This is a genomic window from Burkholderia sp. A9, assembly GCF_000801975.1.
Map to the genome: position 1 here is coordinate 175189 of NZ_JSZN01000016.1, position 21763 is coordinate 196951.

The window sequence follows — 21763 nt, forward strand, 5'->3', positions numbered from 1 at the left end:
CTCGCCGGGCCGCCCCAAGAGGATTGACCGCCCCCTTGGGGGGCAGCGTGCGAAGCATGCGTGGGGATCTCATTTCAGTCCTAAAGCTTTGAGAAACGTGTGCTCGTCGTCCGAGCGGTAATTGAGCCGCCGCGACAGTTCCGCCGCCGCGCGCTGCACCTTGTCGATCAGGCCGTCGGCGATCAGCGCCGCGTCGATCTCCGGCCGCGGCACCGTCACCGTGATGCACGCGACGATCTTCTGCGTGTCGTTGCGCACCGGCGCCGTGACCACCGAGATGCCGCGCTCGAACGACGAATTGCTGACGCCGTAGCCGCGCAGCGCATCCTCGCGGATCACTTCATACAGCGCGTCGACCGATTCCGGCGTCGCGCTCGTCATCCGGTTCAGCGTGCCTTCCGGATACAGCGCACGCAGCGCCTGAAGCGACAGGTCACCCATCAGCACGTGGCCGTGGGTCGTCGCATGCGCGGGCAGCCGCGTGCCGACGTTCACGCGAATCGAGCTGAACACCGGCGACTGGCTCTGCGCCTTCGCGACGAACACCACGTCGCGGCCGTCGCGGATCACGATGTGCGTCGTGAAGCCGGTCGCGTCGCGCAGGCTCTCGATCACCGGCAGGCCGAGATCGGTCAGCTCCAGCGAGCTCAGGTATTCGAAGCCGAGCCGCAGCACGGCGATGCCCAGCTTGTAATTGCGATCCTTGTCCGCGCGCTCGAGAAAGCCGAGCGATTCGAGCGTCTGCAGCAGACGGAACACCGTCGTGCGCGGAATGCCGAGGCGCTTGGACAGTTCCGGCGCGCCGAGCACCGGCTCGCGCGGCGAGAATTCGGCGAGGATCCGCAGTCCGCGTTCGAGGCCAGGCACCACGTAGTTGGCCTCGGACTTCGCGTTATCTGCGTCCTGTTGTTGCAACGGTTCGCTCATTCCAGACCCCGTTGACGGTCGCATTGACGACAGAACGTGTCGATCAGCGACGAATAGACTGCCGGCGCCTCCACGTACCCCGCATGACCGGCCTGCGGAATCACCTGCAGCCCGACGTGCACGGCCGCGGCGATCCGCTCGCATGCGGCCGGCGGCGTGATCGCGTCGTTCGCGCCGACCGCCACCGCCGTGCGGCCGCGAAAGCCGGCGAGATCGGACGCGAGATCGGCGTTCGCGAGCAGATGCGTGGCCTGCGCGTAGCCGGCCGGCACGATGCGCGCCATGTTCCAGCGCACCCACGCACGCGCATCCTCGCTCGCGAAGCCCGACAGCATGTTGCCGCTGCGCTGCTCGGCGAGCCCGGCCGGGCCGAGTTCGTCGAGCATCGCGAGCCGCGCGTCGCGGCGCGTGTCGCGCGTTTCGGCGGGCGCGCTGCCGTAGCCGCCCGCGGGCGAGATCAGCAACAGCCCGGCGATCCGCGCGGGCATCACGCGGGCCAACCCGCCCGCGATGATCGCGCCGAGCGAATGCCCGACCAGCACGCAGCGTTCGATGCCGAGTGCCTCGAGCCACGCGTTCAGCGACGCCGCGTAATCGGCGGCCGCCGGCGACGCGCCGTGCACGGGGGTCGACACGCCGTAGCCGGGCGCATCCCACGCGAGCACGCGGCGCGACGCGCCGAGCGTGTCGAGCTGGCGCACCCACGACGCGGCGCCCGAGCCGATCCCGTGCAGCAGCACGACGGGCAACGCGCGGCCCACATGCTGCGCGCCGGCCTCGCCTGCGCCGGCTTCACGGTAGCCGATCGTGCCCGCCGCGCCGGCTGCGCAGCGCTGTTCGGGAAACTGCCCGAGCAGCGCGGCGAACGCCGCGGTGCGGTCGCGTTCACGTTTGTCGATGACACTCATTGCTTTACCGGCTCCGTCTCAACGCTTGATCTTCGCGAGCGGCGAATCCGGCGGATAGGTCGGCGTGATGGGCTTCGACGAACCAAGCATCACGCACATCAGCGCATCTTCCTCGCCGATGTTGATTTCCGTGCGATACACGCCCGGCGGCACCGAGATCAGGTCGCGCTCGCCGAGGATCGCTTCCCAAGTCTCGCCGTCGCGCTCGCAGATCACCTTCATCTTGCCGCGCAGCACGAAGAAGATTTCCTCGACGTCGATGTGGATGTGGCTCGGGCCGATGTTGCCGGCCGGGATGACCATCGTCGAGAACGTGAAGTTGCCGGCCGGCACCGTGTTGACGTCCTTTGCGACGCCCGTGCCGCCCGTGCCGACGTAGCGCATCTGCGCACGGCGGTACTTCGGGTCGTAGTCCGCCTGGAACTTCAGCGCGTCCCAGTCATAGCGCCGCGTCGCATAGCGCGCGACGCGCCCTTCCATCCAGTCGCCGAAGCTTGCGTCTTCCGGCTGGTCCCACGACTTGCGTTCGAGATCTGCGTCCGCCATCGTCCTCTCCTTCATTCCGAGTGAAAACTTCAATTCAGTTCATTACGAAGCCGCCGTTCACCGGCAGCAGTTGACCCGTCACGAAACGCGCGCCGTCCGACAGCAGGAACAGCACGGGGCCCGTCACGTCCTCGGGCACCTGCGCACGCGTGAGCGCGCGGCCCTGCATGTAGAACGCATGGCGCTCGGCCGGCACGTAGGCGGTCGCCTCGACTTCGGTGAGCCCCGGCGCGATCGCATTGACCGTCACGCCGTGCGCGCCGAACTCGCGGGCTTGCGCATGCGTCATCGCGATCACCGCGCCCTTGCTGGCGACGTATGCGAGCAGCTTCGGCGCGCCCCACAGCGCGGTGTCCGATGCAAGGTTGACGATCGCGCCGCGACCCGACTGCGCGAGGTGCGGCAGCGCTGCATTGCTGACGAGCCACACGCCGCGCACGTTCACGTTCATCACGGCATCCCAGGTCGACACGTCGAGTTCCGTCGACAGCTTGCCGCCCGAGTTGGTGATCGCCGCGTTGTTGATCAGTGCGTCGACGCCGCCGAGCGCCGCCGCGCCCTGCGCGACGAATGCGTCGACGCTCGCCGGATCGGCCAGGTCGAGCGCGAAGAAATGCGCGGCATGGCCCGCTTGCGTGAGCTGCGCAGCCAGCGCGCGGCCCTCCTCGACGAGCACGTCGCCGAACGCGACCTGCGCGCCCGCTTCGACCAGTGCCTTCACAAACGCCGCGCCGAGACCGCGCGCGCCGCCCGTGACGAGCACGCGGCGACCCGGCAGCGACACGACCGTAGCGAACTCAGCCATTCGCGGGCTCCGATGCAGCTTGTGCCGCGCGGTGCGCGTCGAGCGCGGACAGGTGTTCCTGCGCACGCTGGCGCAGCATCCGGCGCACGCGCGTGATGCCGACGTCGTGCTGGTACAGGTATTCGTGATCGCGTGCGTGCGGCGCGAGGCTTTCGAGGACGTAGCGATCCTGCTCGAGCACGTCCCAATGGAGACCCTCGAGGCGGTTGCGGTACATGAAGCGCCACACGTCGCGCTGCCAGCCGCTGACCTTGCGGGTACGCCAGAAGTAGACCTGGCAGTTGTCGCCGTCGACCGGCGTCGCGAAGCCGATGATCCCGAAGTTGCCGCCCGGGCCGAACTTCTGCTTGTACGGAATCGCGAGGCGCATCCACAGGCAGCCGGTTTCGCCGAGCTCGACCCAGTCGAAGTTCACGTCGCGCTGGCCGATCTTCTCGAACATCAGGCCCGTTTCCGTCTTGCGCACGCGCATCTCGGCCTGCTTGTCGCCTTCGGCCATCGAGTGCGACGTCGCGTGCAGGTACGCGCCGTGCATCGGGTCCATCACGTTGTCGATCGCGTACTGGTAGTTGCACTTCCAGTTCGACACGCACAGGAAGTGGCCGTACTCGTCAGCGACCAGTTCTTCCGGCAGGTTCAGCGGCGCCGGCTCGCCGTGCGCTTCGTCGCCGAACCACAGGAAGATCGCGCCGGCCTTCTCTTCGACCGGATACGACTTCACGCACTTCGTGCCTTCGAGCGGACAGTTCGATACCGCCGGCACGCGATTGACCGTGCCGCCGCCGTCGATTTCAACGCCGTGATACCAGCAGGCGATGTTGCCGCCCAGGTTCCAGCCGAGCGACAGGCGCGCGCCGCGGTGTGGGCAGCGATCTTCCAGCGCGTGGACTTTGCCTTCGTGATCGCGCCACAGCACGATCTGCTCGGACAGGCGCGTGAGGCCGACGGGCGCGTTCGACACCTGCCAGCTCGGCGCGACGGGATACCAGTAGTTCTTGATGCCGCGATCGAGATAGTCGCGGACCGGGTCGTGTTGGACTTCGTGTTGTGCGGGGGACGTCATCAGTGTGCTCCGGATGCGGTTGTCGTCGGGTCGGCGGTCACGCGGCGCGCGCGCTCATTCCGCCAGCGAGGCCATTTCGGCGCGGAAGCGCTCGGCGGTCCACGCCGTGCCGTCCGGCGCGCGGAAGCCGATGCGGTTCAGTCCCGCGACGACATCGTCCAGCTCGGTCGCGCCGCTCTCGAACACGCGTTCGAGCGCATCGCCGAGGTCGTTCTCGTACTGGGTCGGCTCGGCCTTGCGGTTTTGCCAGATGCGGTTCTCGACCTGGCCCGGGATCTCGATCTGCCCCTTGCCGGCGACGTTGTTCGGCTGCGGCGCCACCCACGGCTTCAGGAAGGGATTGAAGTTGACGGTCGCTTCTTTCATGTCATTCCACCTTGATCTGGATTTCCTCGCCGGCAAGGCGCACCGCGTACTGCTTCAGCGCGCGCCCGCCCGGGCCCTTCAGGCATTCGCCCGTCTTGATGTCGAACACGGCCTCGTGCAGCGGGCATTCGACGGTGCCTTCGTCGACGAACCCCTGCGTCAGCAGCGCGTACGCATGCGGGCACACGTTCTCGAGCGCATACACCTCGTCGCCGACGCGGTAGATCCCGATCTCGACGCCGTCGGTCCGCTTGAACTCGATCGGCGTGTCTTCCGACAGCGCGCCGGCGTGCCCGGCGCAAATCCATTGTTCAGACATCTCACACCCTTCCTTCTGATCGACTCTCGGTTCGCTCCGGATTTGTTCCATATCCGGAACAGCAGTTTATGGATGGTGATTATAGGAGCGACTTTCCACGAGTAAAACAAAAAGCTGCATGCCCTAGGGAAAACACCGACCGCCAGCCCGACGATCATCTCCGACCCCCAAGCCAGACATGATTTCTTCTTTAAAGGCAGGGATTTAAGCGGGTTTTCCGGGATGCTCGGGTCCGTGTGGCGCAGCGTCCGGGTTCCCATCCGTCCCGATAAATTTATTTTTGACCATCGCCACAGCGCCTCTATACTCCATTCCATCAGAGGCACGCTGTTCCTTATATGGAACACAAGGAATGCCCGGCCGGAGGCAGGAAACGCGCGACGGATGGCCGTCCCCGCGCCAGCCGCCACGGCACGTTTTCATCAGGTTTGGAGAGTCAGGAGATCAAATGGTCAAGCATGCGGTAGCAGCAGCAGTCATCGGAATGGGCGCCGTGTCGGGCGCCTGGGCGCAGAGCAGCGTGATGCTCTACGGCAGCATGGATGCCGGCGTCGCCTACGTGAACAACGTCGGCGGCCATGCGAAGTGGGCGATGATCCAGGGCAATACCCAGCCCGACCGGTGGGGCCTGAAGGGCAAGGAAGACCTCGGCAGCGGCCTGTCGGCGATCTTCCAGCTCGAAAACGGCTTCTATACGAACAACGGCCAGTTCGCGACCGCGAACACCATCTGGAACCGCTCGGCGTTCGTCGGCCTCAGTTCGGACCGTTACGGCACGCTGACGCTCGGGCGCCAGACCCCGCTGAGCTTCGACTATCTCGATCCGCTCAGCACGGCCTACCTCGCGATGAGCTGGTATGCGTTCCACCCGGGCAACATCGACGGGCTCGCCGCGACCGGCAACGTGCCGTACAACAACTCGGTCAAGTACCGCTCGCCGAGCTTCGCCGGCTTCTCGGCCGCGGCGACGATGGCGCTCGGCAACACGACGAACTTCTCGACCGGCAAGTCGGTGGGCGCCGCGCTGAACTATTCGAACGGGTCGTTCAGGGCGTCGGCCGTCTATTCGAACGAACACGATCGCTCGATCCTGATCAGCCAGACGGGCATTACGTCGTTCCAGGGGCAGAACACCGCGAACGGCTACATCGCGAACAAGGTCGAGAACATCGGCGCGGGCGCGTCCTACCAGTTCGGCGACTTCCTCGTGCATGGCCTCTACACGCGCACGAAGATGCAGTCGAACGGCTATTCCGACACGTTCCAGAGCTACGACGCGGGCGTGAACTACCGCAACAGCGCGTTCAACACGATCGCGGGCGGCGCGGCGACCACGACGCTGGCCGGCCGTCGCTGGACCCAGGTCGAGCTCGGCGACATCTACTCGCTGTCCAAGCGCACGCAGCTCTACGCGAACGTGCTGTATGAACACGGGTCGGGCGGCGCGAAGGCCGCGTTCTTCACGGCCGGCACGTCGAGTACCGCAAACCAGGTGATCGTGCTGACCGGCATTCACCACTCGTTCTGAGCGGCGCCGGGCGCACGCGCCCGAGGCCCGAAACGCAAAGAGCAGCCCGCGGGCTGCTCTTTGCGTTGGCGAAGCCGCGCGCTGCGGTCCGTTCGACGGGTCAGAACATCGCGACCCGGTGACGGGCGTGCGCGAACGTCGGGTCGCTTTCGAGCGGCCGATAATTCAGGCGCTGCGACAGGTCGACCGCCGCGCCGCACACTGCTTCGACGAGCCGTTCCTTCTCGCCGGCCTCGCCGATCTCCGAGCGCGGCACCGTCGCGGTGATCGCCGCGACGATCGCGCCCGAATGGTCGCGCACCGGCGCGGTCACGGCCGAGATGCCGCTTTCGAACGCGGCCTCGCTGACCGCGTAGCCGAGCCGCGCGTAATGGCGCACGCGCTCGTACAGTTCATCGACACTGCCGGGCGTGCGCTCGGTGAACTGCTCGAGCCGCTTTTCCGGATAGAGCTGGCGCAGCGCGTCGCGCGTGAGGTCGCCCATCAGCACATGGCCGTGCACGGTCGCGTGCGCGGGCAGCCGCGTGCCGACGTGCACCTTCACCGAACCGAACATCGACGTGTTGCTCTGCGCCTTCGCGACGAACACGACATCGCGCTGGTCACGGATCAGCAGGTGCGTCGACAGGCCCGTCGCGTCGCGCAGCCGTTCGAGCACAGGCGTGCCGAGATCGGTCAGTTCGAGCGAATTCAGGTATTCGAAGCCGAGCCGCAGCACGCCGACACCGAGCCGGAAATAGCGATCGCCGTTCACGCGTTCGAGAAAGCCGAGCGCTTCGAGCGTCTGCAGCAAGCGGAAGGTGGTCGTGCGCGGGATGCCGATGCGCTTCGACAGCTCGGGCGCGCCGAGCACCGGCTCGCGCGCGGAGAATTCGGCGAGGATCCGCAGCCCGCGTTCGAGCCCCGGCACCAGATACGACGACGCGCCGCCGGACGATTCGTCGTCGCCCGCGCCCTGCTTCGACACGTCGTTGTCGGCGTCGTCGCCTGCTGCCGTGCGCGGCGCGCTTGCCGGCCTTGCCGGCGGTTTCGGTGCACCGCTCATCGTTGAGTTGACCTTGTGCACATGGACGGAATGGAAGCGTTCACGAAAGACCCGCAATGCTTGATTATGGATTTTCGACCGAACCGGATCAACACGATCCGGCGCAGGCGGCCGACAGCCCGGCGCGCCGGACCGGACAGGCGGACTGCCGCATAGCCTGACGCGATCGAAAGGATAACAGCGATAGACAGGGCTGCCCACCGGAACGTCGCCGCGCGCGGCGGCGGCCCGCTGGCCCTAGTCGATACGCGTTCGCGACGCGTCACACGCGAGATCGGGCGACGCAATCACGGTCGATGTGCAAGGGGGGAGACGAATGGAAAAAACGTGTGCCAATGAACGACCGCACCGATCCGCGAACGGGATCGGCGCGACGTGGCGTCAGGCCGTCACGGCGTCGTCATACTCGGCGCGCGCGAGCTGACCGGCGGCGTACGCGTCGGCTTCGCCGCGAAAGCCGTCGGTGCTGAATGCAACGACTTTCACACCGACGCCGGACGCCCGCTTCACCGTCAGCGCCCATTGCCATCCGCCGTCTTGTTCGAAGACGTGGAGCGAGGGTTCGAGGGATGAGTCCAGTACGGTCACGGGTTGTGCTCCTGCCCTGCGCGTTGCATCGGCGACGCTCGGGCATGTCCAAAAGGTGCGCCGGCTCTCGGCGCGTTTCTGCCATTCGACAGTCTAGTCAAGGAATGTTGCGACGCACCATCAGGGCTTTCACCTGCCTATCGGAACCGGGCGGTCGATGAAATCCACCTGAAACCCATATGGCACGGGCCTCGCCGGCAGATTCCCACCGCACGGCACCCCACCCGTGCGGCAACGTGCCGCATGGACGAGCGATTGCCCGGATCGGTCGAAAAACGGGTCGCGACCCCCGGTGACCGGGCCGGCTGCCTGGCGCGGCTACCGACTCGCGTCCGCGGATATCACGCGCCGGAACGTCAGGTTGACGCGCTCGCCCTGCACGGCCGGCGCCTTCGGCACGCGGTGCTGCCACTCGGCCTGCGTGCGACCACGCATCACCAGCAGGCTGCCGTGCGTCAGCCGGTACGCATGCACGACGCCGGTCGCGCGATGACGCAGGTCGAACACGCGCATCGCGCCGAGGCTCACCGACGCGATCACGGGCGCCTCGCCGAGCTCGGGCTCGTTGTCCGCATGCCAGCCCAGGCTATCCTGACCGTTCCGGTAGCGATTGAGCAGCACGCTGTTGAAACGCGCCCCGCAGGTCGCCTCGACCGCGCGCTTCAGGTCGAGCACGGCCGGCGTCCACGGCGCCGGCACGTTGCGGATCCCCGAATACACGTAGACGGCGTCCGGCTCGCCCTGCCACGCGGTGAGCCGCGGCAACGGGATGCGGCCGCGCGGCGTGCGGATCGTGTCCTGCCGCCACGCGACCTCGTCGACCAGCGCGGTCAGCACGCGATCGGCATCGGCCGGCGCGAGCCAGTCCGGGTACCAGTCCACGTCGGGCGCGGGGGCATCGGCGAACAGATCGGGGGTCGACATGGCGGAATCAGGCGGGCAATGAACGGTGCGTGGGAACCCTGTCTGCATGGTAGCCAACCGCGCGGCGCCCCGCCATGCGCTGTCATTGCGGCCCGTCGCACGCCGCCGCGCGCCGCGCGCGAAGCCGCCGCGTTTGCGCGCGCCACGCTATCATCGCGCCGTGTCGCAGCGCGCCCTTATCCAGGGCGCCGCCTTCTTTCGCAATGCCGGCCGGCGCGACCCGGCCGAATTCTTCCCGGACCCACCATGACGCTCTCCGATTCCGCCCTCGACCAACTGTTCCTTACCGCGCGCACGCACAACGCGTGGCAGGACAAACCCGTCGACGACGCGCTGCTGCACCGGCTGATCGACCTGACGAAATTCGGCCCGACGTCGGCGAACGCGAGCCCCGCGCGCTTCGTGTTCGTCAAGTCACCCGAAGCGAAGGCGCGCCTGCAACCCGCGCTGTCCGAAGGCAATCTCGCGAAGACGATGGCCGCGCCCGTCACCGTGATCGTCGGCATGGACTTCGCGTTCCACGAGCACCTGCCGCGCCTGTTCCCGCATGCCGACGCGCGCAGCTGGTTCGCCGGCAACGACGCGCTGATCGAAGCCACCGCGTTCCGCAACTCGTCGCTGCAGGGCGCGTACCTGATCCTCGCCGCGCGCGCGCTCGGCCTCGACGCGGGCCCGATGTCGGGTTTCGACGCCGCGAAGGTCGACGCCGAATTCTTCGCGGGCACCGCGATCCGGACCAACTTCCTCGTGAATCTCGGCTATGGCGATCCGGCGGGCCTGTTCCCGCGCAGCCCGCGCTTCGATTTCGACGACATCGCGCGCATCGACTGACGTGCGCTAGCGGCCGCGCGTCAACCGGATCAGCGTGATTTCGGACGGCACGCCGAAGCGGTTCGGCGGCCCCCAGTAGCCGGTTCCGCGGCTGGTATAGAGCCACATCCCGCCGAACCGGTCCAGCCCGCCGATCACGGGCTGCTGCAGGCGCACGAACGGCGGCCACGGCAGGAACTGGCCGCCGTGCGTATGCCCGGACAGCTGCACGGTGTAGCCGGCCCGACTCGCCGCCTCCGCGCTGCGCGGCTGGTGCGCGAGCAGGATCTTCGTGGCGACGTCGCGCGGCGCGCCCGCCAACGCCCCTTCGGGGTCGCTGCGATGCGCGGGATCGAACCCGCCCGCCGTGAAATCGGTCACGCCCGCGAGCACCGCGCGCGCGCCATCGTGCTCGATCAGCACATGCTCGTTCAGCAGCACCGTCAACCCGATCCGCCGGAATTCGTCGATCCACGCGTGCGCGCCGGCGTAGTACTCGTGATTACCCGTCACGAGGAAGCTGCCGTGCCGCGACTGCATGCGCCCGAGCGGCGCCGTGTGTTCGCTCAGCCGCTTGACCGAGCCGTCGACCACGTCGCCCGTCACGACGACGAGATCGGCATCGAGCGCATTGACCGCCCGCACGATCCGCTCGATGTAAGGCCGCTTGATCGTCGGCCCGACGTGAATGTCGGACAGTTGCACGATCGTCAGCCCGTCGAGCGCGGCGGGTAGCCCGTCGACCGGAATCGACACGCGCTTGACCGCCGCCGTGCGGCGCGCGCCGACGAACCCGATCGCGCTGACCAGTACCGCGCCCGCAACCACGACGAGCGCCGTGTCGGATGCCGCGCCGCTCCACGCGGCGTCGTGCCCCAGATAGCGCCAGACGACGACGCCGAGCAGCACCAGCTCGCGCAGGAACGTCAGCACGAGCAGCGACGAGAAGAAGCCCATCACGAGCGAGCCGGTCCAGCCGACCAGCGTCGCGGCCCAGCCCTCATCGAAGCGGCGCGAGAACATCCCGACCGGAATCAGCACGACGAAGCTCGCCAGCACCAGCGCCGCGATCGTGCGCGCGAGCGGCGACGCGAATGCGTCGGGAATGATCCGCAGCCCGACATACAAATGGAACAGCACGCCGATTGCAATGAACCGGACAAAGAAACTTCGCATGGAACGCTCATCCTGGTTGCGATACCGCTTCCGCGCCGTGCGTCGAACGGAGCCGTGACCTCAGGTCTCGCCATGCCCCGCGCCGCACGGCGCGCCATACGTACGATGGTACACAGATACCGGCCGGCATGACCGGGCACGGCCACCACGGGCGGGCCGGCCCGCTTCACGCAATGGCCGGGGGCAGCGTACGGTTCGATCGCACCGCCCGACACATCGCAAGGACGACGGCACGGCGCCGAACCTCGGTCACCCGCCCGCGTCGCGGACGAACCCGGCCGCCCCCCCCCGGCACGAGCGGACGGGAATTCCGGCGCATTCGGGCGGCAATCCGGCATTCGCGCGCCGATTCCGCTGCACCGGCAAACAAACACGGCACGCGTGGTTTCGTCTGACGATCCTTTACAGTCCGTTAGCAACCCTACAGGAGCTCGCGCTGGCAGAATCGCGGACCGTCCGCGGCCGCACCGCGCAGCCTGCCGACCGGCCCGCCGCTTGCCACCAGCGCGCTCGGCACGGCTGGCGGTCTGCATCGCGCTGATTTATGATCGGCTCCGTATCGCGGAATCGTCGTCGCGGCGACGAACCGTTTGCGCCGCGCCCGGCATCCACCCCCACCGTCGAGCTCGTCACACCATGAGAAAAACAATGCCGCGCGCGCCGCTGCGCGTCGTCGCCACCCTGGTGCCAGCCCTGCCGCTCGCGGGCTGCGCGTCGCGCGGCGCACCGTCGTTCGCGTTGTTCGGCGCGTATTTCCCGCTCTGGCTCGTCAGCGCGATCGTCGGCATCGCCGGCGCGATCGTCGCGCACCGCGTGTTCGTCGCGACCGGCTGGGCCGCCACGGTGCCCTACCAGCTCGCCGTGTGCACCGCGATCGGGATCGTGGTCGCCGTGATCGTCTGGCTCACCGGCACGGGGCCGTTCGCATGAAGGCCGCCGGAACCGCCCGCCCCTCCGTCAAAGGCCGCGCGATCGCGCTGGCGATCGTCGCGCTCGGCATCGCTGCGCTCGCGTACGCGTACCACCGCACGACCGCCTACCCGTCCACCGACGACGCGTCGATCGACGCGGACGTCGTGCACGTCGCGTCGCCCGTCGGCGGGCGCATCGTGCAGCTCGCGGTGCACGAGAACCAGCGCGTCGCGAAAGGCGACCTGCTGTATGAAATCGATCCGGTGCCGTATCGGCTGACGGTCGCGCAGGCGCAGGCCGATCTCGAACTCGCGCGCGCGTCGCTCGACACGCGCCGCCGGTCGCTGATCGGCGAGCGCTCGAACGCCGCGGTCGCCGCCGAGCAGGTCAAGCGCGCGACACAGAATCACGATCTCGCGCTGCGCGACGTGAACCGGCTCGCACCGCTCGCCGCGCAGGGCTACGTCAGCGCGCAGCAGTTCGACCAGGCGAAGGTCCGGCAGCGCGATGCGGCCGTGTCGCTCGCGCAGGCGCAGGAACAGCAGCGATCGTCCGCGCAGACGATCGGCGACGATGCCGACGCGATCGCGACGCTCCACGCACGCGAAGCCGCGCTCGCCCGCGCGCAGCACGCGCTCGACGATACGGTCGTGCGCGCGCCGCACGACGGACTCGTGACGGGCCTGACCGTGCTCGCCGGCGAAACCCTCGCGCCGAACCAGTCGATCTTCACGTTGATCGACGCGAGCGAATGGTTCGCGGTCGGTAATTTCCGCGAGACGTCGCTGAATCGCATCGCGGTCGGCGACTGCGCGACCGTTTATTCGATGATCGACCGCAGCCGTCCGCTGACGGGCAAGGTCGTCGGCATCGGCGCGGGCATCGCGGACAGCGATCGCATCAACCTGCCGCGCGCGCTGCCGATCGTGCAGCGCTCGGTGAACTGGGTGCATGTCGCCCAGCGCTTCCCCGTGCGCGTGAAGCTCGACGAACCCGACGGCAAGCTCGTGCGCGTCGGCGCCAGCGCGATCGTCGAGGTCCGGCATGGCTCAGCCTGCCGCTGAGGTCCGCTCGCCGGGCCCGCGCGAAGTCCTGCGACTGCTCGCGCCGTTTCCTGGACGCAGCGCAATGGCCGTGCGGGTCGCGCTGATCTGCGCGCTCGTCGTGCTGGTGACGAGCGGCTACGGCACGCCGGAAGCCGCGATCTCCGCGTATGTCGTGTTCTTCCTGAACCGCGCCGATCGCGTGACGAGCGTCGTGCTCGCGGTCGCGATGATGCTCCTCATCACGCTCGTGATCGCGCTCGTGATCGGCGTCGCGATCTTCAGCATCGAGTATTCGGTGCTGCGCGTCGCGTGCATGGCCGTGCTGTCGGTCGGGCTGCTGTACCTCACTTCGGCGAGCAAGCTGCGCCCCGTCGGCGCGATCCTCGCGATGATCGTCGGCTTCGGGCTCGACCAGCTCGGTCTCGCGCCGGTCGGCGAAGCCGCGACGCGCGCGCTGCTCTATGCATGGCTGATGGTCGCGATTCCGGTCGGCGTCGCGATCGTCGTCAACCTGCTGATCGCACCGTCGCCGCGCAAGCTCGCGCTCGCGCAGCTCGCGAAACGGCTGCGGCTCGCCGCACGGCGGCTGCGCGGCGACGAAGACGCGCGCGCGGCCCTCGACGCGAGCCTGCGCGAAGGCGGCAAGCAATTGCTCACGTGGCTCAAGCTGTCGACGCTCGAAGGCTCGACGCCGGCCGCCGACGCGCCCGCGCTGCGGCAAGCCATCGCATCGAGCACCGCCCTGCTCGTCGCGGTCGCGCTCGCCGACCGGGAACCGGACGCGCGGCTGCCCGCCGCGTTCGCGGAACCAGCTGCGGCGACGCTCGACGAGATGGCCGGGATCCTCGAACAAGGTGGCTATCCGGTCGACGTGACGCTTGCGCTGCCGCCGGCCGATACGCTGCCGCCACTTGCGCGCGTCGTCGCAACCGACCTGCACACGGCCATCACGCATTTCGCCGAGCCGGTCAAACCGGCTGCAGCGGCCGCTGCACCGCCCGACGCGTCGGCGTCGGCGTCGGCTTCGGCTTCGGCTTCGGCGGCGAACGCGACCGCCGCCCCGCCCGCGCCGCGCGGCGGCTTCTTCTTGCCGGACGCCCGCACCAACCCCGATCACATCCGCTACGCGCTGAAGACGACCGTCGCGGCGATGTTCTGCTACCTGCTGTACTCGCAGCTCGACTGGTCGGGCATCCATACCTGCTTCATCACCTGCTACATGGTGTCGCTCGGCTCGACGGCCGAAACGGTCGAGAAGCTCACGCTGCGGATCGCCGGCTGCATCGTCGGCGCGCTGATCGGGACCGCGGCGCTCGTGTTCGTCGTGCCGGCGCTGTCGTCGATCGGCGAGCTGATGGCACTCGTGTTCGTCGGCGCGTGGCTGTCCGCGTGGGTCGCGTTCGGTTCGCCGCGCATCGCGTACGCGGGCTTCCAGGTCGCGTTCGCGTTCTTCCTGTGCGTGATCCAGGGCGCGGGCCCCGGCTTCGACCTGACGCTCGCGCGCGATCGCACGATCGGCATCCTGCTCGGCAACCTCGTCGTGTATCTCGTGTTCACGCGCATCTGGCCCGTCAGCATCGGCAAGCAGATCGACGTCGCGCTCACGGCGCTGCTCGATCAATGGCGCCGTGTCGCGCTGATCGTTCAGCCGGCCGAACGCCGCACGCTCGCCGCCGAAGCCTTCGCGCGCCATGGCGCGATCGCGCAGGAACTCGGCCTGATCCACTACGAGCCGTCGTGGGTGCGGCCGGCCGCCACGTGGCTCGCCACCCGGCGCCGCGCGCTCGCGGAACTCGGTGCGCTCGAAGGCCCGCTGTTCCTGCTCGCCGAGCGCGCGCCGGGTGACGCGGCGATCGATGCGCGGCTCGCGCGCGTGGTCGAACTGCGCGACGGCGAACCGGCCGCCCACACCGCTGCGCCGCCGCCTTCGGCAGCCGCAGGCACGGCGCCGGCCGGCGCCCCGGCGGACTCCGCACACGACGCACTGCTGAATCTGATCGACACGCGGCTCGCGCAGATCGCCGACGCCGACCGTCAAGCCACCTCGAAGGAGCCTGCCCCTCATGTGCGTCCCTGAACCGCCGGCCGCGTCGATCGTCGCCGCAGCACTCGCGACCGCCGTCGCGCTGGCCGGCTGCGCGACGTCGTCGATCGATCTGGCGCCGCAGGCGCCCGACCGACCGTGGCAGCCGCAGACCTCGGCTGCCGGCGACATCGTGCCGGCCCCTGCGCTCGCGTCCGCGCAACGCGCACCGCACGACTACACGCTGCCGGCATCGCCCGCGCTCGCGTCGGTATCGCCGCCCGCCGCGCTCGACGCCACGCATCCGTACACGCTGCCCGAGCTGATCGACCTCGCCGAATCGACGAACCCGCTGACCCGCATCGCGTGGAACGACGCGCGCAACGCGGCGCTCGCAGTCGGCATCGCGAAGGCCGCGTACCTGCCGAACCTGTCCGCGACCGCGATGGGCGCATACCAGGCGAGCCACGGCTCGACCTCGACGATCCTCGGCGACGCGTCGAGCAACACGACCGTGCACGGCACGATCTCCGCGCTGTCGCTGCAATGGCTGCTGTTCGATTTCGGCGGCCGCGCGGCGCGCGTCGAGGCGGCCGAACAGGCGTCGGTCGCCTCGAACGTCGCGTTCACGGCGGTGCACCAGCAGGTGATCCACGACGTGACCGTCGCGTACTACCGCTACGAAGCCGCACGCTCGCGCGCGGCCAGCGCGCAGCAGGGCCTGGCAAACGCGGACGCAATCCTCGCGGCATCCCGCGCTCGGCTCAGGCAAGGCGTCGGCACGGTCGTCGAGCTCGCGCAGGCGACGCAGAACCGCGCACAGGCGAATCTCGCGCTCGTGCAGGCCAACGGCATGGAAAGCGACAGCTACCTCGCGCTGGTTTCCGCGCTCGGCATCTCGCCGCTGTCGAAGCCGTCGATCGCCGCGCTGCCGAAGCGGCCGCTGCCGCCCGCCCTCGCTTCGTCGGTCGACGCGATCGTGTCGGACGCGATCGCGCGCCGCCCCGACCTGCAGGGCGCGTACGCGCTCGAGCAGGCCAATCGCGCGAAGATCAAGGCTGCGGAAGCCGCGTTCATGCCGAAGATCTTCCTGTCCGCATCGACATCGTATGCAAGCGGCGGCACGGCGATTTCCGCGCTGCCCGCGATCGGCGACCAGGCACCGACCGTCAACCTGAATGGCAGCCGCTACGGCGGCGGCGTGTTCCTCGGCGTGACGATCCCGCTGTACGACGGCGGCCTGCGCTCGGCGGTGCTGATGCAGGCGCGCAACGATGCGCAAAGCGCGTCCGCGCGCCTCACCCGGACCAAGGAAGAAGCCGTCCGCCAGGTCGTCGCCGCGCAGAACGCGGTGCAGACGAGCCTTGCGTCTCACGATGCCGCGACGGCGCTCGTCGATGCCGCGCAAACGAGCTACGACGCGGCGCTGACCGCGTACCGGAACGGCGTCGGCTCCGTCACCGACGCGACGATCGCGCAAAGCCAGCTGCTCGCCGCGCGCAACGCGGAAGTCGACAGCTACGCCGGCGCGCTGTCGGCCGCCGCCGCGCTCGCGCTCGCGACGGGGACGATCGGATCGTCGCAGTGACGCGCCGCCCGACCCGAACCGATTGACGCCTGCGCGGGCGAGCCACTAGAATGCCGCCCATTCTTCCTTCAGGAACCATCGTGGACAGTTGCAGCACTCCGTTGCGTGCGCCGCTTGCCGCCTGAACGCCTGTCCGCCGCAGTTCTCCTGTCGCGGCTCGCGTTCCGCGAGCCCGCACGCCGCCCGTTTCACACTGAATGACGCATTCGCGCGGTACAGTACCGCGCGCTGACGGCCATCGTGTCGCCTTCGGCATCGCGCCGCCGCGACGCGGGCCGGCACGCGCTCTTTGCACGGCAGGACAACCATGACTCTCGATTTCGCACTCCGTCTTTTCACCGCGTTCGCCTGCGGCGTCGCGATCGGCCTCGAACGCCAGATGCGCCAGCGCACGGCGGGCCTGCGCACCATCACGCTCGTCGCGAGCGGCGCGTGCCTGTTCGTCACGCTCGGCGTGCTGACCGGCAACGGCGTGGCCGGCGTCACGCAGATCGCCGCGTACGTCGTGTCGGGCGTTGGCTTCCTCGGCGGCGGCGTGATCATGCGCGACAAGGGCTCGATCCAGGGCATCAACACGGCCGCGACGCTGTGGTGCTCGGCCGCCGTCGGCGTGCTGGCCGGCTCCGGCCATTTCGTGCCGGCGCTCGCCGGCACAGGCGTCGTGCTGCTCACCAACACCGTGCTGCGCGGCGTCAGCCAGGCGATCAACGCGACCCCCGTGTCGAACGCCGATCTCGTGCGCGAATACCAGATCACCGTAATCTGCCTGACCGCCGACGAAGTGCACATCCGCACGCTGCTGTCGAATTCGATGTACGCGAAACCGTTGTCGTTCCAGAGCCTGACGAGCGAGGACGTGCCGGAGCAGCCGGACCGGCTGAAGGTGACCGCGACGCTGAAGCTGCATCCGAAGGATCAGCAGAAGCTCGAGCAGATCGCGAGCCGGATGAGCATGGAGAAAAGCATTTCCAGCGTGAGCTGGACCGCGAAGGAAGCGGAGCCGATGATGGAGTGAGCGGCTGCGGCCCGTGCGACACGGCCGCCCCGCCGCCGCGGCCGCGTCAGGGCGTCTCGATGAGCCCGGCCCCAATCGCCTTGACGACCGCCTGGACCTTGTTCGTCGCGCCGAGCTTCTCGAGGATGTTGTTCACGTGGAAGTTGACCGTGCGCTCCGAGATGCTGAGGATCTGGCCGATCTCGCATGCGGTCTTGCCTTCGGCCGTCCAGCACAGCACCTCGCGCTCGCGCGCGGTCAGCGTGACGCCCGACTCGGGCGACAGCTTCGGCACCACGAAGCGGCTCATCAGCGAATGCGACAGGTTCGCGAGCCAGTTCGTCTGCAGCGTCAGCATGTTGATCTCGGCCGGCGTGAGCCGGTCGGCATGGCGCGCGATGCTCAACAGCCCGAACGCGCCGCGCGCCGCCCAGCTCGACTGCGCGACACCCACCGCCAGCCCGTAGTCGCGTGCGTCCTGCCACAACGGGCACGGCTCGATCCGGTCGACGTCCGGCCAGACGATCATGTTGGTGCTCTGCGCGCCGTCGCGAACCGTCGAGTCGATCTCGATGTAGTTCTGCGCCTGGTAGTGCGCCATCCAGCCGTCAGGATAGGTGTTGAAGATCGCGACCGCCGGCTTCGAAACGGGCAGCGGCACGCGAATGCCGTAACAGCAATATTCGAAGCCCAGGCGTTTAGAATAAGCAGCGATCCGCTGGAAGAGCTGCTGCTCGTCTTCCGCGGCACTGAATTGTTGGTAGGCATCCTGCCAGCGCAATTCCATTCTTTCTCCGACAACGTCACGCTGTCATACCTGTCAGGTGCCAGCGCCGGTTCGGGGCTGATACATTCCGCGCATGACTTCACCTTTGTTGCACCCGGTCCGCAGTCCGTCTCCGGACGGCTATGTGCGCCTGTCCGAAAGCGCACTGGCCGCGCTCGTGCTCGACCATGTCGCGAGCGGCCTCGATGCATCGCTGCTCGCGGAACTGCGCGACAACACCATCGACGCGCGCCTCGCCGGCTATACCGAATGGCAGCGCCCGGCCAGCGCCGGCGTCGCATACCTGACGGTCGGCTGGGACTGGTATCTCGAACGCGCGACGGGCACGTTCGTGATCGCGGGCGGCGACGTCCGCAGCAACATCATGGCCGTCGACGCCACGGGAGCCGACCTCGGCATGTTCCGCACGGCCGCCGCGCTCGCCACGCGGCTCGCGTGCATCGACTGGCCCGCCGCGGTCGCGTCGTCACTGCTCGGTCGCGACGACGCCTATCATGCCGGTCCGACGCTCCAGTGACAACCGGCCGCGCTTTCCTCTGATGTTTCCGCAAGACTGGCGCTCTTTATAAGCAAAAGCCGCCGGTATTTCAATCCCGCCGATCAAGAAACCGTTCCCACCGGTCGAATGGTGTCGGCGCGGCCTCACCCTGTAAGAGTTACCAGTTACCGCCTCCTCGGGACGCGCGATGTAATGCGGGCATACCAAAGTACCGATCCGAGGACACCATGCGGACCTTCGTTCACGAGGAAGGGCGGTTGCCACACGAACTTGCAGCGGATCTCGGGCGCTATCGGCGCCGCGTGTTCGTCGAGCAGCTCGGTTGGGCGCTCCCGTCGGCGAACGAAAGCTTCGAGCGCGACCAGTTCGATCGCGACGATACCGTCTACGTGTTCGCGAGAAACGCCGGCGGCGACGTGTGCGGATGTGCGCGCCTGTTGCCGACCACTCGCCCGTATCTGCTGAAGTCGCTGTTTGCCGACCTGATCGCCGAAGACGTTCCGCTGCCGCAATCGGCCGCCGTCTGGGAGCTGTCGCGGTTCGCGGCGAGCGACGACGAAGGCGGGCCGGGCAACGCCGAGTGGGCCGTCCGGCCGATGCTCGCCGCGGTCGTCGAATGCGCGGCGCAACTGGGCGCGCGGCAGCTGATCGGCGTGACGTTCGCGAGCATGGAGCGGCTGTTCCGCCGGATCGGCGTGCACGCGCACCGGGCAGGTCCCCCGAAACAGGTGGACGGTCGTCTGGTTGTCGCGTGCTGGATCGACATCGATCCGCAAACGTTTGCCGCACTAGGAATCGAGCCGGGACGGGCTGCCCGGCAAGCCATCGCCGCCTGAGCCGGAACGCGCGTAGTCCGGCCGGGCGGCATCGTAACGAAGGAGAACCACCTTGGACCAGTCTCAGGTCTTTCGCGCGATGATGCCCGGGTTGACGAGCGCCGGCGGCGCCCGCATCACGGTCGCCTACCCGTCGTTTCCGCGGCCGCTGCCGCTCGTGCGGCTCGATCGCCGCGGGCTCGTGTTTCGTGCGGCCGGCGCCGCGCCGCTCGTCTGCGGGCTGCCGCGCGCGGCGACGCTGCTGGTCGCCGACGAGCCGCTCTGCTCGCTGCGGCTCGTGATCCGCGACATCGCCGCTACCGGCGACGGCCGGCACGATCTGACGATGCAGCCGTCCGGCGCCGCCGGCGACGAACTGCTGTGGCACGCGCTGCGCGATCATGAACCGTACCGACACATCCGGCACCCGCTCGCACCCGTCGATGCCGCCATCGCGCCAACCGGCGAGCCGCAGGCCACGGGCGACGCCACGCAGCGTCCGTCGCGCAGCGCGGCGTTCCGCCTGCGGTGCCACAGCGATGCACTGTTCTTCGCCGACTGGCTCGAATATCACTTCGACGAATTGCGCGTGCTGTCTCAGCGGCACGGGCCGCAACTGCAACTCAACCAGCTGCAGCGCCAGGTGTCCGACGACGAGGTGGGCGTGCGCTTCGTCTACGACATCGACGGGCACACGACACGGCACGCGCTCACCGATTGCGCACGCGAGGCCTGTGCGTGGATCGAGACGGAGATGCGCGACAAGTACGCGCTGCCGGTCGCGCAGGAACGGTTCGGTGCGTTGGCTGCGCATGCGCGGGCAGGCTGCACGTGAGAGCGGGAACGGCTGTGCCGAACTGCGACAGCCGCCGCCGCACTGGCGGACGACCGGTCTGCAGCAGGACTCGGCGGGACGATGGAACAGGCCCGACGAACGGCTGCCCCGCCCTCGCGGAAAAGATCCGGCAGCGCTGCGTTGCACAATTACAACTAGGGCTTGCCATCCCTCGGGTTTTCCCTTAAAGTTACGTCTGTCTCCTCCATGTCTCCAAACATGGATTCAGCCCGCTCCAGTAGCGGGCTTTTTCTTGCCTGCGCGGTTTATCGGGGACATATCGCCGCCACGCGCATTTGCCTTCCACGCACACCGAGCGCCCTCTCGCTCGCCCATCCGTGCATCAGCCGTCGCGCCAACCGAAGTCCTGACCGTGGGGCGCCGCATGCGCACGCGCAACCGCACCGCTTCATGCGCGTGAGGTCGTTCAATCCGTATCGGGAAACCTGCAGACAGACGTCGAGGACGCCGGGCTACCGGATCGCCCTGCAGAACGCTGGATGGCATTGACAGGCACGCATGCCCTGGCCGTCAAGCCCGGACGTCGCCGTCGAAGTCCACGGCCGCTGCGCGCGCAACAAACACGACGTGCCGCCGCAACGCATGCCCTTCCGGCAATGCCGGATGATCGAAGTCGCGTGCCGGTTGCCGCAGCATCCCGAGGCGCTGAGCCACACGCTGCGAACGCAGGTTGGTAGCGGCCGTCCACGCGAAGATCTCGTCGAGTCCGATCCGTCCGAACCCGTCGGCCAATACCGCAGCAGCCGCCTCGGCGACGTGGCCATGCCCCCACGATGAGCGAGCCTGGCGCCACAGGATCTCGACGCACGGCGCCATCGGATGTTCGCGGCGCACTTCGCGCGACAGGCCGCAGAGCCCGATCAGCGCACCATCGGCGCGGCGTTCGATCGCCCACACACCGAAACCATGTGCGTCGAAATGCGCGTCGAAGCGTGCGATGACGCCACCTGCTTCATCGGCGGACATCGGTCCGCGCGCGAGCCACGCGGTCACGTCGGGATCCGCATGCATCGCCGCCAGCGCGCCGGCGTCGTCCGGTCGCCAGCGACGCAACGTCAAACGTTCGGTGTCGATCTTCAACGGCAGGTTCATGCGTGATCGCAACGTCCAGAAGGTGCCGGGGCGCGACGGACCACATGCACGCAACACCGTCGCGTCACAAGCCCGAATGCGGAAGCGGAGGAATCGCGATCGGCGCGCCGAACGGCAGGCAATGCTGACGGCCGAGCGTACAGGCG

General features: G+C 68.3%; 24 protein-coding genes. 11 read left to right on the forward strand and 13 right to left on the reverse strand.

What is annotated here, in order from left to right:
* Nucleotides 1-69 precede the first annotated feature (69 nt).
* The 7 genes from PI86_RS08765 to PI86_RS08795 are packed head-to-tail and all read right to left on the reverse strand — an operon-like array spanning nt 70 to nt 4934.
* Nucleotides 70-927 (reverse strand): IclR family transcriptional regulator, encoded by an 858-nt coding sequence (locus PI86_RS08765; protein WP_039321036.1) that lies wholly within the window; start codon nt 925-927, stop codon nt 70-72.
* Nucleotides 924-1835: an alpha/beta fold hydrolase gene (locus PI86_RS08770; RefSeq protein WP_039321038.1), complete on the reverse strand. Its 912-nt coding sequence runs from the start codon at nt 1833-1835 to the stop codon at nt 924-926. Before PI86_RS08770 ends, PI86_RS08765 begins: the two co-directional genes overlap by 4 nt.
* Before the next feature lie 18 nt (nt 1836-1853).
* Nucleotides 1854-2381, reverse strand: a complete 528-nt coding sequence (locus PI86_RS08775; protein WP_031399108.1) for a cupin domain-containing protein — start codon at nt 2379-2381, stop codon at nt 1854-1856.
* Nucleotides 2382-2415: 34 nt separating this feature from the next.
* Nucleotides 2416-3186 (reverse strand): SDR family oxidoreductase, encoded by a 771-nt coding sequence (locus PI86_RS08780; RefSeq protein WP_039321042.1) that lies wholly within the window; start codon nt 3184-3186, stop codon nt 2416-2418.
* Nucleotides 3179-4249, reverse strand: a complete 1071-nt coding sequence (locus tag PI86_RS08785; protein WP_039321043.1) for an aromatic ring-hydroxylating dioxygenase subunit alpha — start codon at nt 4247-4249, stop codon at nt 3179-3181. Before PI86_RS08785 ends, PI86_RS08780 begins: the two co-directional genes overlap by 8 nt.
* A gap of 54 nt (nt 4250-4303) precedes the next feature.
* A complete protein-coding gene (locus PI86_RS08790) occupies nt 4304-4615 on the reverse strand; it encodes a recombinase-like helix-turn-helix domain-containing protein (RefSeq protein WP_039321045.1) in 312 nt (103 codons plus the stop codon).
* A gap of 1 nt (nt 4616) precedes the next feature.
* The gene (locus tag PI86_RS08795; RefSeq protein WP_014898924.1) at nt 4617-4934 is read right to left on the reverse strand and encodes a non-heme iron oxygenase ferredoxin subunit; all 318 of its coding nucleotides are present in this window, start codon (nt 4932-4934) and stop codon (nt 4617-4619) included.
* Between the two features lie 448 nt (nt 4935-5382).
* On the opposite strand from PI86_RS08795, the gene PI86_RS08800 reads away from it, so the two are divergent.
* Nucleotides 5383-6462 carry a porin gene (locus tag PI86_RS08800; RefSeq protein ID WP_014898923.1) on the forward strand — a complete coding sequence of 360 codons (1080 nt, stop codon included), beginning with the start codon at nt 5383-5385 and terminating at the stop codon, nt 6460-6462.
* Between the two features lie 100 nt (nt 6463-6562).
* Here PI86_RS08800 and PI86_RS08805 read toward each other — a convergent pair whose 3' ends face one another.
* From PI86_RS08805 to PI86_RS08815, 3 genes are all read right to left on the reverse strand, one after another.
* Nucleotides 6563-7507, reverse strand: a complete 945-nt coding sequence (locus tag PI86_RS08805; protein ID WP_039321046.1) for an IclR family transcriptional regulator — start codon at nt 7505-7507, stop codon at nt 6563-6565.
* Nucleotides 7508-7888: 381 nt separating this feature from the next.
* On the reverse strand, nt 7889-8095 hold the full coding sequence (locus PI86_RS08810) for a hypothetical protein (RefSeq protein WP_014898921.1): 207 nt from the start codon (nt 8093-8095) through the stop codon (nt 7889-7891).
* Nucleotides 8096-8413: 318 nt separating this feature from the next.
* Complete coding sequence (locus PI86_RS08815; protein WP_039321048.1) at nt 8414-9019, reverse strand: alpha-ketoglutarate-dependent dioxygenase AlkB family protein; 606 nt, start codon at nt 9017-9019, stop codon at nt 8414-8416.
* A gap of 46 nt (nt 9020-9065) precedes the next feature.
* On the opposite strand from PI86_RS08815, the gene PI86_RS08820 reads away from it, so the two are divergent.
* Nucleotides 9066-9269, forward strand: coding sequence for a hypothetical protein (locus PI86_RS08820; RefSeq protein WP_039321049.1), 204 nt, complete (start codon nt 9066-9068; stop codon nt 9267-9269).
* Entirely contained in the window at nt 9266-9850 is a 585-nt protein-coding gene (locus PI86_RS08825) for a malonic semialdehyde reductase (RefSeq protein ID WP_039321051.1), read from the forward strand. Before PI86_RS08820 ends, PI86_RS08825 begins: the two co-directional genes overlap by 4 nt.
* Before the next feature lie 6 nt (nt 9851-9856).
* Here the strand turns inward: PI86_RS08825 and PI86_RS08830 are convergent, their stop codons facing one another.
* On the reverse strand, nt 9857-11005 hold the full coding sequence (locus PI86_RS08830; RefSeq protein WP_039321052.1) for a metallophosphoesterase: 1149 nt from the start codon (nt 11003-11005) through the stop codon (nt 9857-9859).
* A gap of 636 nt (nt 11006-11641) precedes the next feature.
* On the opposite strand from PI86_RS08830, the gene PI86_RS08835 reads away from it, so the two are divergent.
* From PI86_RS08835 to PI86_RS08855, 5 genes are all read left to right on the forward strand, one after another.
* Nucleotides 11642-11935: a hypothetical protein gene (locus PI86_RS08835; RefSeq protein WP_039321054.1), complete on the forward strand. Its 294-nt coding sequence runs from the start codon at nt 11642-11644 to the stop codon at nt 11933-11935.
* On the forward strand, nt 11932-12981 hold the full coding sequence (mdtN, locus tag PI86_RS08840; RefSeq protein ID WP_039321056.1) for a multidrug transporter subunit MdtN: 1050 nt from the start codon (nt 11932-11934) through the stop codon (nt 12979-12981). Before PI86_RS08835 ends, mdtN begins: the two co-directional genes overlap by 4 nt.
* Nucleotides 12962-15040: an FUSC family protein gene (locus tag PI86_RS08845; RefSeq protein WP_039321058.1), complete on the forward strand. Its 2079-nt coding sequence runs from the start codon at nt 12962-12964 to the stop codon at nt 15038-15040. The genes mdtN and PI86_RS08845 overlap by 20 nt, the downstream gene beginning before the upstream one ends.
* Nucleotides 15027-16574, forward strand: coding sequence for a TolC family protein (locus PI86_RS08850; protein ID WP_039321060.1), 1548 nt, complete (start codon nt 15027-15029; stop codon nt 16572-16574). Before PI86_RS08845 ends, PI86_RS08850 begins: the two co-directional genes overlap by 14 nt.
* Before the next feature lie 307 nt (nt 16575-16881).
* Complete coding sequence (locus PI86_RS08855) at nt 16882-17589, forward strand: MgtC/SapB family protein (RefSeq protein ID WP_039321062.1); 708 nt, start codon at nt 16882-16884, stop codon at nt 17587-17589.
* 46 nt (nt 17590-17635) lie between these two features.
* Here PI86_RS08855 and PI86_RS08860 read toward each other — a convergent pair whose 3' ends face one another.
* Entirely contained in the window at nt 17636-18355 is a 720-nt protein-coding gene (locus PI86_RS08860; RefSeq protein WP_039321064.1) for an autoinducer binding domain-containing protein, read from the reverse strand.
* Between the two features lie 73 nt (nt 18356-18428).
* Between PI86_RS08860 and PI86_RS08865 the strand changes: the two genes are divergently transcribed.
* The 3 genes from PI86_RS08865 to PI86_RS08875 all read left to right on the forward strand — a co-directional run bounded on the left by PI86_RS08865 (nt 18429) and on the right by PI86_RS08875 (nt 20504).
* A complete protein-coding gene (locus tag PI86_RS08865; protein ID WP_039321067.1) occupies nt 18429-18872 on the forward strand; it encodes a DUF4902 domain-containing protein in 444 nt (147 codons plus the stop codon).
* A gap of 209 nt (nt 18873-19081) precedes the next feature.
* Nucleotides 19082-19690 carry an acyl-homoserine-lactone synthase gene (locus PI86_RS08870; RefSeq protein ID WP_039321069.1) on the forward strand — a complete coding sequence of 203 codons (609 nt, stop codon included), beginning with the start codon at nt 19082-19084 and terminating at the stop codon, nt 19688-19690.
* A gap of 52 nt (nt 19691-19742) precedes the next feature.
* Entirely contained in the window at nt 19743-20504 is a 762-nt protein-coding gene (locus tag PI86_RS08875) for a hypothetical protein (protein ID WP_200885190.1), read from the forward strand.
* Between the two features lie 531 nt (nt 20505-21035).
* Here the strand turns inward: PI86_RS08875 and PI86_RS08880 are convergent.
* Nucleotides 21036-21617: a GNAT family N-acetyltransferase gene (locus PI86_RS08880; protein ID WP_039321074.1), complete on the reverse strand. Its 582-nt coding sequence runs from the start codon at nt 21615-21617 to the stop codon at nt 21036-21038.
* Nucleotides 21618-21763: the final 146 nt, after the last annotated feature.